Genomic DNA, 15,259 nt, shown 5'->3' with positions numbered 1-15,259 from the left:
TAGTAATACTTCTTATTACCTGCATATTTACTTCAAAAGCCCAAACCAGAATCGGTATTAAAGGCGGAGCTAATATAGCCAATGTTTACGTGACTTCAGGAAATGAATCAAGCTCTGGAGACGCTATCACTACTTTTCATATTGGTGCTTTATTAGAAAGTAGATTTACTGATAAAATTCTTTTTCAGCCTAATCTTTTATTTTCACAGAAAGGTTTTTCTGAAAAGCCAACTACCAATAAAGCTACTGTAAATTATATTGAACTTCCAGTAAATCTCTTGTATGAAATAAGTAGGAATCTCACTTTTGGAGGTGGAATATATGGTGCCTATGCTATCAATGGAAAAGGAACATTAAATGGTAAAAGCTATGATTATGATTTTAGTAAAGGCAAAGCAAACCGTTTTGATTTAGGTGTAAACCTAATCGTTGGATATGAAGTGATAGATGGAATAAGGCTCAATGTAAATTATACACATGGCTTTGCCAATACTGTTGATAACGTAAATCTAAATATTACTAACAGAGTTTTGGGGGTTTCAGTAATAGCACTTTGGGGAGAAAGATAAACCATCATACTTTATAAGTTTTAATTGCCCTGCAAAATTGATTTTGTAGGGCAATTTTATTTACTGACGGCATGACTTGGAGGCATAACCATCAGTATGCTATGCTAAAACTAAATCCATAAAATCGACATCCTCTTATTCCTATTTGAAATATCGTACGCTTGTACTTACATTTGTATATGGAAAACTTTGTCGTTTCAGCACGAAAATATCGCCCGCAATTATTTGATTCCGTCGTTGGTCAGTCGCACATTACCACTACGCTCAAAAATGCTATCCGTACCAACCACTTAGCGCAAGCTTTCTTGTTTTGTGGTCCTCGTGGAGTAGGAAAAACTACTTGTGCCAGAATTTTAGCTAAAACTATTAATTGCCAGAATCTTAGCGAAGAAGCAGAAGCTTGTGGCGAATGCGAATCATGCCGTTCATTTCAGAATAATGCCTCTTTTAATATTCATGAACTAGATGCTGCCTCAAACAATTCTGTTGATGACATCCGTAGCTTGATTGATCAAGTGCGTTATCCTCCGCAATCTGGTAAATACAAGATTTATATCATCGATGAGGTGCACATGCTTTCAACGAGTGCTTTCAATGCCTTCTTGAAAACATTAGAAGAACCGCCTTCGTATGCCATTTTTATTTTAGCTACCACCGAAAAGCATAAAATATTACCGACGATTCTTTCACGTTGTCAGATATTTGATTTTAATAGAATTCAAATTCATGACATGACACAGCATTTATCTAAAATTGCTGTGCAAGAAGGCATAGAAGCTGATAATGATGCCTTGGAATTAATTGCCCAAAAAGCAGATGGTGGCTTGAGAGATGCCCTTTCGATGTTTGATTTGAATGTTACTTTTTCAAAAGATAACATTTTGAGGTATTCGGAAGTACTGGATAATTTGCATATTCTGGATTATGATTACTATTTTAGAATGACAGAGGCTTTACTGAATAGTAATATCTCTGAGTCCTTCTTACTTTTTGACGAAATTTTGAAAAAAGGGTTTGATGGTCATCAGTTTACTGTAGGTTTACTAGAGCATTTCCGTAATTTATTAGTTTGCAAAGACCCTATTACAGTCAGATTATTGCAAGTATCCGAGTCAGTACAAGCCAAGTATTTGGCACAATCGGCTAAAGCTCCTTATTCGTTTTTAGCGTCTGCTCTAAGCATCGGCTCTGCTTGTGACTTAAACTATAAAGCGGCTAAAAATCAAAAGCTACATGTTGAGATTTGCTTATTGAAACTAGCCAATATTTCAAAAGTATTGAACTTAGCCACCTTACCAGCTACGGAGGGCGAAGGCCTGGGAAAGGATTTAGGGAGTAAGGAAAACGAAACGAAGGCAAATGAAGTTGTTGCAAGTACCACTGTACAAACTTCTAACCCAATAAGTGTTCCCCAAACCCAAACTATCGCTCCGCCAATTGGTAAATTAAGAAGTACAGCTACGCTAGGTAAGCCTATTAATGTGGCTCAAGAACCTATCAATACGCTCGCTCAGCCTGCTGCTATTCAGCAAAATAAGGCTTTTACATTTGAAGAATTACAAACAGCATGGAATGCTTTGGTTAGGCATTTAGAAGAAAAAGAACGTTTTAGCGAATTCGTAATTTTGAACAGGCCTTTTACACTAAAAGGGACGACGATTCACATAGAAGTAGATAATGATATTCAAGTAGATTTATTAACGACTACTTTACGGACAGAAATTCTTAATCATTTAAGAAAGGTTCTTCATAATACTACGATTCATCTGGAAGTAGTAGTGGCTGAGGTAGAAAACAAAACATTGATTTATACCCAAGCAGATAAATTTAGGTTTTTGGCAGAGAAAAATCCTGCGCTGAATGAATTAAGAAATACATTAGGATTGGATTATGATTATTAATACATTGCTTTAAGCATCAAGCAATAAGTTGTAGGCTATGCTTGAATTTCGAAGAAAAGTATGAAACGCAGAAAGTTCATTCATAAAATTTTTACCCTCGCTACGATGTCACAATCTGGCGGGGGTATTCTTTTTACACAAGTTGAAAAAAAACAAGTCATGAAAACTCGTACAAATAATCCTAATTTAAAAACCATTCTGGACTCATGGGAAGGCACTCCAGTCGACGATGAAGGGAGATTTATGAACCATAAATTTCCTTTTATTCCTACATTTGGGAGCGTCTTTAAATGGATGACCACTAAGAATCCACAGAAACAATTCAAAAAAGAAGATACTTGGCGGTTACCTGTTATAAAAGATGATGCTTTTTTGAAGGACACAAAAGATATGATTGTATGGCTTGGTCATGCTTCGTTTTTTATTCGATTGAATGGCAAGCAAATCTTGATTGACCCTGTACTTGGTAAAATACCTGCCACAAAACGCCATTCTGAATTACCAATTTCCCCAGAAAAACTTGCCAAGATTGACTACATTTTGATTTCTCATGCCCATTACGACCATTGTGATAAAAGCAGTTTGAAATTATTACAAAGCCAAAATCCAAAAGCAATTGTTTTGACGGGTCTAAGAATGACTTCTTTGCTCAGTAAGTGGATGCCTAATAACGAAATCCAAGAAGCTGGTTGGTATCAGCAATATCAAACCCATGATGATTTAGCCTTTTATTTCTTACCTTCCAGACATTGGTCAAATCGTTCTTTAGGCGATGCCAACAAAAGGCTTTGGGGAGCATTTGTGATAAAAAGTGGTGATAAAACTATTTACTTTGGTGGAGACTCTGGTTATGGAAGCCATTTTAAAGAAGTAGCTACCTTATTTCCTAACATTGATGTAGCCATGATTGGAGCGGGTGCTTATTCGCCACGTTGGTTTATGTCTCCTAACCATCAAGACCCTGAGCATGCTGTTCAAGCGTTTAACGAAACACAAGCCAAAGTAATGGTTCCATTTCATTATGGCACTTTCGACCAAGCCGATGAGCCCCTATCAGAACCAGAAAAAATTTTAACGCAATTGGAAAACGAAGGACAAATTAATCAAACACTAAAAATCTTGAAAGTTGGTGAAGTCCTCTTTGTATAAAATAGCTTTTTTTACTTTCTTTAAAATTTTTCAACAAAAACTAAGAAAATAGTTTGTAAACTAAAAAATTAGTTTTATATTTATATCAAGAATTCAAAGAGGTATCTATCATAAATAAATTCATAGAAAAAATGCAATCAGTAGAAAGAGAATTAACCAAAGCTGAAGAACAAATTATGCAAGTACTTTGGCAGATAGAAAAAGGTTTTGTTAAAGACGTTTTGGATGAGTTGCCAGAACCTAAGCCAGCTTATAACACAGTATCAACCATTATCAGAATTTTACAAGAAAAAGGGTTTGTGAGTCATAACTCATATGGAAAATCACATGAGTATTTTCCAATTATTAGCAAAGAAAGTTATAGCTCGTTTGCCACTGAAAAGTTAGTAGAAGGCTATTTTGAAAATTCGTTTTCTAGTTTGTTTTCATTCTTTTCTAAAAAAGGGAAAATTGATGTAAAAGATGCAGATGAAATTCTGAGTATGATTAATAAAATGAAAGAAGAAGGGCAGTAAAATGCTTTAAGTAAGTGTCATTAAGTAAGTTCCAAAATACACCTGTTAAATATTAAACGTACCGAGTTCTACAATATTAGTTGATAAGTATGATGAAACAAAAACACGATAATTCTACACCTTATAATTTTAACTTTTGAAAATTAACGTTCTATCAATCAAAACACAATTAATACAATGGCTGAAATATCTGCATCCGAAAACAATGGTTCAAAAAAGAGAAGTCATAAATTATCTACCAAGATTGATATGACACCTATGGTAGATTTAGGTTTTCTACTCATTACTTTTTTTATGTTAACCACTACCCTCGCTAAGCCAGTAGTTATGCAATTGAATATGCCTGATCAAGACGGTCAGAAATCGGAGGTTCGTTGTTCAGAATCTTTGACAGTTGTACTAGATGACCAAAATAAGATTTTTTATTATCAAGGCCTAGCTTGTGACCCAAAAGTTAGAAGTACTGATTTTTCTGACCGAGGAATCAGACAAGTACTCTTTGACTACAAACGCAAGATTGGAGACAATTTTACGGTAGTAATAAAGTCTACTAATAAAGCAAAATATCGAAACATGATTGATTTATTAGATGAAATGAAAATCACTAATAATAGACGATATGCCATCGTTAATATTACATCTGAAGACGAAAAACTATTGAGTATTAAATAATTGCAACAATCTCTTTAATCATTAAGCTATCCGAAAACCAAAATGTATCGCTATGAATTGGCTAAGCTATCTCCTTCAAGTAAATCTGTATTTAGTACTTTTTTACGGTTTCTATCGATTATTATTAAAAACAGAGACATTTTTCAACCTCAATCGAGGCTACTTGGTGGCATCGGCTGCATTGGCCTTTTTTATACCGTTGATGCAATCGGAATGGGTAAGAAGCTGGTTCGTTACCGAGCAAGTATCACAAACCTTTAGTACATTTTATTCACCAGAGGTTTTTTACATTCCTACTCAAAAGCTGCCAAAGGGTAGCTTAACAGTGGGTGATATGCTTGCGCTCTCCTATATCATAGGTATTATTTTGGGCATTTGTCGCTTCGCAGGCAACTTGGCATACTTAGGCAAAATGATGAAAAGAAAGATTGATGGGGATAAAAATCAAAGAGCCTTCTCTTTTTTCAATGTAGTATTTGTTAGTAGAGAGTTGAAAAATCGCTCTACTATTATGAAACACGAGTTTGTTCATATCCGACAATTACACTCTGCCGATATTATGCTGTTTGAGCTCATCGCTATTTTCAACTGGTTCAACCCTATTGTGTATCTCTACAAAAGTTCAATAAAACAAATACATGAATTTATAGCCGACGAAGTGGCTAGTCGCCATGAAGCCTCTAAAGCTGATTATGCTATGCTACTTTTTCAAGAACAGTTTGGTGTTCAAGCGATTCCTTTAACTAATAATTTTTTCAATAATTCACTTCTAAAACTACGCATTGATATGTTACAAAAACAACGATCTACAAGCACAGCTTTATTAAAATACGGTTTGACAGCGCCCTTATTTATGGCAATGATAGTGGTGTCATCAGCTACTTTGGCTAGTAAATCTATTGCTAATATTGAGGATAGTATTTCGGAAGTGAGTAAGCAAGGTATCGAAAAGATTAACATCAACCCTCAACCTTCAAAGTCTGCTAAACAAGTATTGGCAGAGTCTGGGATTGACGTATCTGATGCTTTAATCATTAGTCCAACCTTGGCAAAGGAGCTTAGAGAAGCTAAAGGACTTGTTAAAAAGGATACACCTGAAGTATTTATTGCTGCTGAGAATATAGTTGTTGAGAAAAATCCGGAGTTCCCGGGTGGTATTGAAGCTTTTGCACAGTATCTTCAAGCCAATTTGAAATACCCAGAAGCTGCTCAAAAGGCTAATGTATCAGGAAAGGTATATGTACAATTTATCGTTAATCAAGATGGAAGTACTTCAGACCACGAAATACTAAAAGGAGTTGGATATGGCTTGGATGAAGAAGCCATCAGGGTTTTAAAAAGTGTGCCTAAGTGGGAAGCAGGTGAGCATCAAGGACGCAAAGTAAATAGCCGTTTTACTGTACCTATCAACTTTGTGTTGAATAATAATAAAAAGAATGATAATCCAGGAATTTATATAAATAAGGATAATGGGCAAAAAATAATTGAAGGTAAGATAAGTGAGATAACAGTCACTTTAGACAATGTACAAGGAGGATTGAAAAATAAGCCCCAACCCCTTTATATTTTAGATGGCACAGAAATTCCATCATTTAAATTAGAGAAAATAGACCCAAATACCATCGAAAAAATTGATGTTTATAAAGATGAAAAAGCCATTGTAAGATATGGCGAAAAAGCTAAAAATGGGGTAATTGTGATAACCTCTAAGAAAAAGTAGGGAGTAGAACTATATATCGTATCGTTTAAAGAGTTTGGCTGATTATTAGTATGGTATTAAGACATGGGTTATATCTACTTCTATTTATATTAATCATTGTGGTTAATACCACGACTTTTGCCAACATTCCTATCTTCAAAATAGAAGATAGGATACCAAGAAGTCGTCAAGGCATTTCTGCATTTGAAAATGACAGTACAGAAGTATTTACGGCGGTAGAACAACCGGCAGAATTTCCAGGAGGAATGAGTGCTTTTGCGAAATACTTACAACGTAATTTAACGGTTAAACTATCCGCACTAAACTTCGTAGGAAAAATCTATTTGCAATTTATAGTAAACACAGACGGCTCAATTTCAGAGCTTAAAATGTTAAAAAGTATTTCTGATACAATTAATGAAAAATCGATACGATTAATAACAGACATGCCTAATTGGAAACCTGCTTATCAATCTGGAAAAGCTGTAAGAAGCCGATTAACTATTCCTATTACTTTTGAAATGTTTGAAGAAGAACAAAGTAATGTTCAAAACAGGCTAGCTTTCCTATATACATTAGATGGAAAAGAAATTTCAAGGAGTATCTTTGAAAAGCTTGCTCCTAATCAGATAGAACAAATAGAAATTCTTGAAGAGAAACAAGCTGTTATGAAATACGGTGAAAGAGGTAAAAATGGCGTGATTGTGATAACTTCTAAGAAAAAGTAAATATCTAAAAAACCTCAATCTAGTGTTGAGGTTTTTTAAAAATCAAATCAACTAAAAAATTAGTTTAACATCCAAACACAAACAATCATGGAAAATCAAACAGTATTACACGAAGAAGACGAAACATTGGAAGACATTGTTTTCCAAAACCGCAACAAAGCTTATGGTGCTTATCTTTTACGCACTGGATACCATAAATCAATCAAAATTGCACTTGGTATTGGTATTGGATTATTTTGTTTAGCGATAGCTGCCCCTATGATTTTAGCTAATATTAAGCATGAAGAAAGAACTGAAGTGATAGCAGATGTTATTGCTTGCCAACTTTCAGAACCACCTAAAGATATCCCTATTGAGCCAGAACAAACGCCTCCTCCACCCGAAAAAACAGTTGTACACAAAACAATTACTTTTGTCGACCCTGAAATTGTAGAAGACGATAAAGCCACAGAATTACCTCCTGACCAAGAAACACTTAATAATACAAATGCTGAGATTGGTCCAGTAACACAAGATGGAGAAGTAGGACCGATACCTGTAGATGACCCAGATAAATTTAAAACTGGTGAAGGTACTGCCCCTGTAGAAGTAAAAGCTGAAGTAGAAACAGAATTTTTATCTGTCGAAGTAATGCCAGAATATGCAGGAGGAAACGCTGCCTTGGCTAAATTTCTTCAGAAAAATCTACGCTATCCTCGAAATGCCTCAGATGCTGGTATTGGTGGTAAAGTATATGTACAGTTTGTGGTTGGTAAAGATGGAAACATTTCAAACATTGATATTCTGAAAGGCTTAGGGTTTGGATGTGATGAAGAAGCCCAGAGAGTAATAAAACTTATGCCACGCTGGAATCCTGGGAAACAGTCGGGTAGAAATGTTACTGTAAAATTTACGTTACCAATTGTTTTTCAGCTTGACCAATAAAGTAAGTGCTAATACTTAGGAGATATAAGAAAATAAAATTTGTTTTAGTAAAAAGTATTGTTAAAATATAATTATTTCAACTTTATTATATTTTAATCATTTGGTAGTTAGGATATTATAAAATATTTTTTTGAATATTTGTGTTAACTTTGGTAATAATAACATCAAAGTATCGACCTGAATTATTTCATAAAATAAAAATATTAATCTTAAAACCCAATTACGATTATGGCTTTAACGAAACAGTATTCAAAAAGTAAACCAGTTTGTAAAGTAACTTTTGCTCTTCCAGCAGAAACTGTAAATGGTGCAAAACAAGTAAGTGTATTAGGTGATTTTAACGAATGGAATCCTACAGCTTTGAAAAAACAAAAAGATGGTACATTTAAAGCATCAGTTGAATTAGAAGTAGGCAAAGAATTTGCCTTCCGTTATTTAGTTGATAACGACCTTTGGTTGAATGATGCAGAAGCAGATAAATTTGTTCCAAATGGTGTTTCTTACGATGAAAACTCTGTTGTAGTACTTTAAGTAGGAATTGTGAGTGATGAATTGTGAATCGTTTATTTAATACAGACTACTTAATTAAAAGACGGTAGAAAATTAGAGTATTTTGCTCAACTTAATTTTCTACCGTATTGTAAACATACAACACTTTTGTACTGAACTTGGGGTGATTTAGGTTATTGCTAGTCTTAATCCTTAGTTTTTGATTTCTCCTCGGATGCTTCTATTTATACTTTCACTATCATTTTCTTCTCGTACATAATCCACAAGATTCCCAACCAAATCAGTACAAAAGTGATTGCTCCTGCCAAAGAAGCATTTTTGGGTTCGCTAAAAAAAGGTACAATGAATGATTTATACAGCCACGTAATGGAGCTTACCTTTTCTCCATCGGGCATCGCTATTTTTATCATGTTCATAATGCGTGGAATTAAGCCTGATAAAAAGAACACTGTGATGGCATTTACACCATATACCACAAAAGGTTTTGTCCAGAAAGTATATTTTTTGACATCTATCAACCAGTAAAAACTAGCCAGAAAAATCATTGCCAAGCCAATCGTCCAAAGGGCATAAGAACTTGTCCAGAGCGACTTATTAATCGGAAAACCTGTGGCATCCCAAGCCCATGCTAGCGCTAAAGAAATACTTCCGTAGAAATAGACATACATCAACTTCTCGGTTACTTCTTTATCTTTTCTTTGCAACCAAGTACCTACTAATACGCCAGCTAGTCCATTAGCAATAGCGGGAATTGTGCTTAATATTCCTTCAGGGTCCCACACCTTTACGGCCTTGTATAAATGAGAAACACCCAAAATTAGTCTGTCTAAATAGGCTCCTAGATTATGTTCTGGCTCTAGGTTGGCTGCTCCAGCATCAGGCACAGGTACGAAGGTCATCAATAACCAATAGCCTATCAGTAGCGACGCAAAGATGATTTGTTGCGTTCTATTTTTAGTGGTTAAAAATACAATAGAGCTTATTAAAAACACCAAAGCTATTCTTTGTAAAACACCGGGAATTCTGACTACTGAAAAATCAAATTTTGGAAAAAGTGAGAGAAAAAGCCCTAATCCGAAAAGCTTGGCACTTCTTTCAATAATCTTTAGAATCGTTTTACGGTCGGCTGTTTTTCCTTGAAAGGCAAATGAGATGGAGACGCCTACAATAAACAAAAAAAAGGGAAAGACTAAGTCTGTGGGGGTACAGCCATTCCATTCGGCGTGTTCTAATGGTGCATAAATATGTCCCCAATCGCCTGGGTTATTGACAAGAATCATCATGGCTACCGTCATTCCACGAAATACATCCAAAGAAAGTAAGCGTTGTTTCATATATATGTTGATGAATAAGTTTTCTCTAATTTATCATTTCTTCACAAATTCTACAATCCCTTCTACTAAACCTTTTGAAAGTGGTAAATCTGGATTGCTGTATGTTTTCAAATTCTCTTCTCTATCCATAGGTGCATCTTTTAAAGTATGGTTCATACCCGCTAGAATTAACAACTTGGCTTTCGGATTAGCTTCTGCCAATAGCTTTGCTTCTTTTTCTTCAACCTGAATATCCGTTGTTCCTTGTATGATAAGTGTCTTTGTTTTTATTTTTTTGATTTCCTCAGAAGGCACATATTTCAACCAAGAAATCATATAAGGTTGAATACTGGGTCTAAAAAGTGAAAAGATATAGAAAACCTGCATCAATTTTGGTAGCTTCTGTCCGCTTTTTAACACAGAAAAATCTCTCTTTACTTCATTTTTAACAGAATCTGGCAAAGTTTGTTTTTCTGTCTGTTCAATGATGATATCATCTATTCCTCTGGCAGGCCCAGCCACCGAAATATAACCATCTATGGTTAATCGCTGTGATGCGACCATCCCTATTAAAGAACCTTCTGAATGGCCCAAGACAATTATTTTCGAAAAACGATTACTTTTCTTTAATGTATCAATCCACTGTTCAGCATCCTGTATATAGGTTTCAAAGGTTAAATCACTTTCTTTCATCATGGCACCCATACTTTTGCCAACGCCTCTTTTGTCATACCGAAGCGACGCAATTCCATTATTGGCTAAACCTTCTGCTAAAAACTGGTAAGAATTGGCTTTTATGTTTAGCATACTGTTGCCATTTCTATCCGTAGGCCCTGAACCTGCGATGATTAATACGACTGGTATTTTTTTCTTTGTGTTTTGGGGTAACAACAATGTTCCATCTAAAACGCCTTTGGGTTGTTTTAAGACGATGTTTTCTTCTTGATTTTGGGCAAAAGCATGATTGAGTAACCCTAAGCAAGCAAGGAAAATGATAAGAATAGACTTCATGAGAATGATTTTTAGTGATATTAAATCAATGAAGCTGTTTAAACTTTCCATTTCTGAGGTGAAAGTATTGTATTTTTGAATTGATTTTTTCAAAATTTACGAAGCATAGCATCGCTACGTTGAGAAAATTTTGGAACAAGCTATTCTAAAAGACTTAGTTTAATCCGAAAGGGAAAGCTTAAACAGCTTCAATACTTTAAAAGCATAATGACTAATATCAGTACTTAATTTATTGTAATTTTGAAACTGTTTCAAAGATGCAAATTATCCACAATATTCAATGTCAAAAAGTATAAACGGCTTTCAGTTTAAACAATTTACGGTTCAGCAACAAAATACTGCCATGAAAGTAACCACTGATGCCTGTATTTTAGGAGCTTACACCGATGTAGCGGAAGCTAAAAATATTTTGGATATTGGTACGGGTACGGGCTTACTTTCATTGATGTTGGCACAACGAACGAATGCTAAGATTACGGCAGTGGAGGTTGATGACAATGCGTATCGACAAGCCTTAGAAAATGTTCAAGATAGTATTTTCAAGGAGCAAATAGCGGTTTTCCATCAAAGTATTCAGGATTTTACAGCACGCAATAAAGGTCTATCTTTTGAGTTAATTATTAGCAATCCTCCTTTTTTTCAGAATCACTTAAAGTCTCAACAAGAAAAAAGGAATATGGCTTTGCATACTGATACGCTTTCTTTTGAAGATTTAATAGCATCCGTTATTCAATTATTAGCACCAGCGGGTCAATTTGTGGTTTTACTTCCTGCCTATGAAAGTAGTGTTTTAGAGATATTGGCTTTAGAGAAAGGACTTTATCCCCAGAAAAAATTACTGATAAGACATAGAAAGGAATCGAAAATATTAAGAATTATTACGACCTTTGGGCTTGCTAAAAAAGAGCTTGCCCAAGAAGAATTAATTATTCGTAATCTTGACGAAAGCTATACTGCTCAATTTGAAACGCTACTAAAAGCGTATTATTTAATTTTTTAGAAATACAACGGAGAACATTCCGTTAGTTATCCCGAAATCGTATTCACAACATGTTAGATATTTCTGTTATTATTCCGCTATATAACGAAGAAGAATCATTACCTGAACTTTGCAATTGGATAGAAAAAGTGATGAAAGAACATCATTTTAGCTATGAAATCATTTTTGTAAATGATGGAAGTCGTGATAATTCTTGGCAAGTTATAAAGGGTTTGTCTGAGCACAACAGTTTTGTAAAAGGTATTTCCTTTAGTAGAAACTACGGGAAATCGGCGGCTTTGCATGTTGGTTTTAAAGAAGCTTCTGGTAGAGTAGTCATCACGATGGATGCTGATTTACAGGATAGTCCTGAGGAAATCCCTGAGCTATATCGCATGATTACAGAAGATAATTACGATTTAGTCTCGGGCTGGAAACAAAAACGTTTTGACCCTATTACTAAAACCATTCCTACAAAACTATACAATGCGGCTACTCGCTCGATGTCGGGTGTATATTTGAATGATTTTAATTGCGGGCTAAAAGCTTATAAAAACGAAGTAATTAAATCTATCACGCTTTATGGCGAAATGCACCGCTATATTCCTGTACAGGCAAAATGGAATGGTTATGATAAAATCGGAGAGAAAGTAGTGCAACATCAATCTAGAAAGTATGGAACGACCAAATTTGGTATTGAAAGGTTTCTATATGGTTTCTTAGATTTACTATCAATTACTTTTGTTCAGAAGTTTGGTAAAAGACCCATGCACCTTTTTGGTGGGTTTGGTATTTTGTTCTTTATGATTGGTAGTTTTATTACTGTTTATTTGATTGGCGATAAGGTCTATGCTATTGCTAACCACCTAAAATTCAGAAATGTAACCGACAACCCCCTTTTCTTCATGGCTTTGGTTTCCATCATTATAGGCGTACAGTTGTTTGTGGCGGGTTTTATTGGTGAATTAATGACAAGAAACTCGGAGAAGACTACTGATTACCAGATTCGAGAGAAGGTGTAGTTTGAACGATAAATATCTTTATTTACAGATGGCATGGCTTTGAGAAGTCATGTCATCTGTGTTTTTATTTACGCCATTGCTAATCACCTAAAATTTGGGAATGTCATTTAAACCAGATGAATGGCTTGTTCAAGACATAGGCCTAGCTTCATTTGTCAAAATTTAGCACTAGATAATTTATTTTTCACTTCTGTGAATTGTGTTATCTCACTTTAGACTAATTATGGTTAATATATTATCATATCTTGCTAAGATATGATTAGATGTCCCTTCGTTTTATAATTACCTTTACGGGTATCTTCAAGTAATTGGGGTGTATTAAGACTTAATACTGTTGCCCAAAGACAGGTACAAAGTATATTAACATATACGCTATACCTGTTGGATTGAACAAGATTTGTTTGAATTATAAAAACAAAAATAATTTAAGAATATTTGCCCTTCCTAATAGTATGGTTTTACGTAAACTATTTGTCAATATTAATAATAATTCGTTCCAAAGAAATTCCTAAACCTTCAGATATTTCAAAAAGATAGTATAACGTTGGATTAATATTTCCAGCTTCAAGTCGCTGAATAGATTGTTGATCCTTCCCAACCGAATGGGCAAGTTGTGTCTGGGTGATTGACTTTTCCTTTCTAATCTCCCTTATTCTAACACCAAGTTTATTTAAGAAATCCTCTTTTTTCATTTAAGAGTAAAGGAATGAGAGAAAACAAGAAAATTATACAACGTATCCGTTGTATTTTTATTTATTTTATATAATTTAGCGATATAATAAACAATTTTCACAAAATACATCCTTACATACTTTAACCAATAGTTTCAAGCACCATTCATTACTGCTATCTAGTTGATTGTAAAGCGTGTAAAGGGAAATGTATTGATATTTTTTTTATTTTTTATCAGTATTTTTATTTACAACCTAATTATACGAACACAAGATGTTCTAATTATTACTAACACACCAACAAAATGCATAGTTTTTTTTTAACCCCTTACTTACTCGCAGGAGTAAGCCTACTAATTTCGTGCCAAATATTTATGATTTTATATTATTTGATTCGAAAAACTGACACAAACAAATGCCCAAGCTGTGGAAATAAACTGAGTGGAGTTAGGATAAGCAGACCCTTTATTATTAAAGTATTTTTGTCACCTTTCGTCAGCAATATAAGATATTATAAATGTCTTAGCTGTTACCGTAATTTCTTCATTGTTCATAATGAATCACAGAAAGAGACGGATGGATATAAAGAACACTCTAAATCCGTTAGTAACGGTTAGGACTATTCTACATCTCGATTTGCGCAAATAAAATAATTATTCGAAAGTCTACTTCATTATAAATTTCACTTTTTACCGCTACCTAACCACTTGCATTTCAGGACAGTTATATACTGTCCTTGAAATGATTTAGGAAATATCAAGGTATATTACCTCTAGCTGAATAAGTATTTTACATGTTTATTTAATCTAATATACGAGAAATATCTCAAGGTCATTAAATATCAATGCGTGAACTTTAATAAACTTATTTAAAATACCTACATTAATAAGATGGAAAAAACAAAGTTCTTTAATCTCGAAACTGATATCAAAAGTAAAATCATAAATCGTCTTCTGTATAGCATGCCATTAGCAATTTCACTATTTGACATCCAAAAGCGACAGAATATATTTGCCAACGAACAGTATTATAAAGGGATTGGTTACACTGCTGATGAGTTTGACCCACTTGACAAAGATTGTTTTAATAAACTAGTACATCCTGATGACCTTCCAAGTTTACATAAATTTCTTGATGTACTCACAAATTCTCCCAACGATGGTTTTCATATTTTAGTTAATAGATGTATTTGCAAAAATGGAGAATTCAAATGGTTCAAAAACTATATTACTATTGTAGAAAGGGAATCGTCTGGTGCACCTAGCCTTTTGTTAGCCCTTGCTCATGATATTACAAGCCAAATAGATTCTAGGCAAAAGTTTTTGGAACAGATAAATAATATGGAAAAAGTATCCTTTACGCTATCACACGAACTTCGTCATGAACATAGCAAAATACTCAGTATTCTAGATATTTCAAAAGATAGCGACATGATAGAAGTTGGAGATCTTCAATGGCTTGCTAATACCATTTATACAAGTGCTGAAAGCATTGATAAATCTATCCATAGTATTTCTCAACAATTACTATCAATAAAAACTAAATTCATTACGCTTAACTCTACTGAATTGTAAATTAAATAATATTACTGATGGC

The 15,259-nt window shown here is 34.2% G+C and carries 15 protein-coding genes; 12 read left to right on the top strand and 3 right to left on the bottom strand.

The annotated features are described in order from the left end of the window. From AC07XN_RS09530 to AC07XN_RS09490, 9 genes are all read left to right on the top strand, one after another. Window positions 1-569: porin family protein (locus tag AC07XN_RS09530; RefSeq protein ID WP_494742868.1), on the top strand; the 569-nt coding region annotated here is incomplete at its 5' end. Window positions 570-748: 179 nt separating this feature from the next. After that, a complete protein-coding gene (locus tag AC07XN_RS09525; RefSeq protein WP_494742867.1) occupies window positions 749-2,470 on the top strand; it encodes a DNA polymerase III subunit gamma/tau in 1,722 nt (573 codons plus the stop codon). Window positions 2,471-2,530: 60 nt separating this feature from the next. Beyond that, window positions 2,531-3,619, top strand: a complete 1,089-nt coding sequence (locus tag AC07XN_RS09520; protein ID WP_494742866.1) for an MBL fold metallo-hydrolase — start codon at window positions 2,531-2,533, stop codon at window positions 3,617-3,619. Between the two features lie 131 nt (window positions 3,620-3,750). After that, on the top strand, window positions 3,751-4,134 hold the full coding sequence (locus AC07XN_RS09515; protein WP_309913847.1) for a BlaI/MecI/CopY family transcriptional regulator: 384 nt from the start codon (window positions 3,751-3,753) through the stop codon (window positions 4,132-4,134). Between the two features lie 177 nt (window positions 4,135-4,311). Beyond that, on the top strand, window positions 4,312-4,806 hold the full coding sequence (locus AC07XN_RS09510; RefSeq protein WP_494742865.1) for an ExbD/TolR family protein: 495 nt from the start codon (window positions 4,312-4,314) through the stop codon (window positions 4,804-4,806). 52 nt (window positions 4,807-4,858) lie between these two features. Continuing rightward, window positions 4,859-6,526 (top strand): TonB family protein, encoded by a 1,668-nt coding sequence (locus AC07XN_RS09505; RefSeq protein ID WP_494742864.1) that lies wholly within the window; start codon window positions 4,859-4,861, stop codon window positions 6,524-6,526. Between the two features lie 98 nt (window positions 6,527-6,624). Then, entirely contained in the window at window positions 6,625-7,233 is a 609-nt protein-coding gene (locus AC07XN_RS09500; protein ID WP_494742863.1) for an energy transducer TonB, read from the top strand. Between the two features lie 87 nt (window positions 7,234-7,320). Next, window positions 7,321-8,157, top strand: a complete 837-nt coding sequence (locus AC07XN_RS09495) for an energy transducer TonB (protein WP_494742862.1) — start codon at window positions 7,321-7,323, stop codon at window positions 8,155-8,157. 228 nt (window positions 8,158-8,385) lie between these two features. Further along, complete coding sequence (locus AC07XN_RS09490) at window positions 8,386-8,688, top strand: isoamylase early set domain-containing protein (RefSeq protein ID WP_323246142.1); 303 nt, start codon at window positions 8,386-8,388, stop codon at window positions 8,686-8,688. Between the two features lie 203 nt (window positions 8,689-8,891). Here AC07XN_RS09490 and AC07XN_RS09485 read toward each other — a convergent pair whose 3' ends face one another. Further along, window positions 8,892-10,001 carry an acyltransferase family protein gene (locus AC07XN_RS09485; protein ID WP_494742861.1) on the bottom strand — a complete coding sequence of 370 codons (1,110 nt, stop codon included), beginning with the start codon at window positions 9,999-10,001 and terminating at the stop codon, window positions 8,892-8,894. 33 nt (window positions 10,002-10,034) lie between these two features. Next, the gene (locus AC07XN_RS09480) at window positions 10,035-10,991 is read right to left on the bottom strand and encodes an alpha/beta hydrolase (RefSeq protein ID WP_494742860.1); all 957 of its coding nucleotides are present in this window, start codon (window positions 10,989-10,991) and stop codon (window positions 10,035-10,037) included. A gap of 280 nt (window positions 10,992-11,271) precedes the next feature. Here AC07XN_RS09480 and AC07XN_RS09475 point away from each other — a divergent pair, with 280 nt between their 5' ends. Then, window positions 11,272-11,991 carry a tRNA1(Val) (adenine(37)-N6)-methyltransferase gene (locus tag AC07XN_RS09475; protein ID WP_494742859.1) on the top strand — a complete coding sequence of 240 codons (720 nt, stop codon included), beginning with the start codon at window positions 11,272-11,274 and terminating at the stop codon, window positions 11,989-11,991. 50 nt (window positions 11,992-12,041) lie between these two features. Then, on the top strand, window positions 12,042-12,992 hold the full coding sequence (locus tag AC07XN_RS09470; RefSeq protein ID WP_309913824.1) for a glycosyltransferase family 2 protein: 951 nt from the start codon (window positions 12,042-12,044) through the stop codon (window positions 12,990-12,992). Between the two features lie 467 nt (window positions 12,993-13,459). Here AC07XN_RS09470 and AC07XN_RS09465 read toward each other — a convergent pair whose 3' ends face one another. Further along, a complete protein-coding gene (locus AC07XN_RS09465; protein ID WP_309913822.1) occupies window positions 13,460-13,684 on the bottom strand; it encodes a helix-turn-helix transcriptional regulator in 225 nt (74 codons plus the stop codon). Between the two features lie 941 nt (window positions 13,685-14,625). On the opposite strand from AC07XN_RS09465, the gene AC07XN_RS09460 reads away from it, so the two are divergent. Continuing rightward, window positions 14,626-15,237, top strand: coding sequence for a PAS domain-containing protein (locus AC07XN_RS09460; protein WP_494742858.1), 612 nt, complete (start codon window positions 14,626-14,628; stop codon window positions 15,235-15,237). Window positions 15,238-15,259: the final 22 nt, after the last annotated feature.

The organism is Arcicella sp. GW458-12-2-14-TSB2 (assembly GCF_059423785.1).
This window is presented reverse-complemented; position numbering and strand designations above follow the sequence as displayed.

Bases quoted from the DNA above. Each gene is read 5' to 3' on its own strand.
- AC07XN_RS09490 (WP_323246142.1), top strand. From the start codon at position 8,386: ATGGCTTTAACGAAACAGTATTCAAAAAGTAAACCAGTTTGTAAAGTA.
- AC07XN_RS09525 (WP_494742867.1), top strand. From the start codon at position 749: ATGGAAAACTTTGTCGTTTCAGCACGAAAATATCGCCCGCAATTATTT.
- AC07XN_RS09505 (WP_494742864.1), top strand. From the start codon at position 4,859: ATGAATTGGCTAAGCTATCTCCTTCAAGTAAATCTGTATTTAGTACTT.
- AC07XN_RS09480 (WP_494742860.1), bottom strand. From the start codon at position 10,991: ATGAAGTCTATTCTTATCATTTTCCTTGCTTGCTTAGGGTTACTCAAT.
- AC07XN_RS09520 (WP_494742866.1), top strand. From the start codon at position 2,531: ATGAAACGCAGAAAGTTCATTCATAAAATTTTTACCCTCGCTACGATG.
- AC07XN_RS09510 (WP_494742865.1), top strand. From the start codon at position 4,312: ATGGCTGAAATATCTGCATCCGAAAACAATGGTTCAAAAAAGAGAAGT.
- AC07XN_RS09465 (WP_309913822.1), bottom strand. From the start codon at position 13,684: ATGAAAAAAGAGGATTTCTTAAATAAACTTGGTGTTAGAATAAGGGAG.
- AC07XN_RS09515 (WP_309913847.1), top strand. From the start codon at position 3,751: ATGCAATCAGTAGAAAGAGAATTAACCAAAGCTGAAGAACAAATTATG.
- AC07XN_RS09485 (WP_494742861.1), bottom strand. From the start codon at position 10,001: ATGAAACAACGCTTACTTTCTTTGGATGTATTTCGTGGAATGACGGTA.
- AC07XN_RS09475 (WP_494742859.1), top strand. From the start codon at position 11,272: ATGTCAAAAAGTATAAACGGCTTTCAGTTTAAACAATTTACGGTTCAG.
- AC07XN_RS09460 (WP_494742858.1), top strand. From the start codon at position 14,626: ATGCCATTAGCAATTTCACTATTTGACATCCAAAAGCGACAGAATATA.
- AC07XN_RS09470 (WP_309913824.1), top strand. From the start codon at position 12,042: ATGTTAGATATTTCTGTTATTATTCCGCTATATAACGAAGAAGAATCA.
- AC07XN_RS09495 (WP_494742862.1), top strand. From the start codon at position 7,321: ATGGAAAATCAAACAGTATTACACGAAGAAGACGAAACATTGGAAGAC.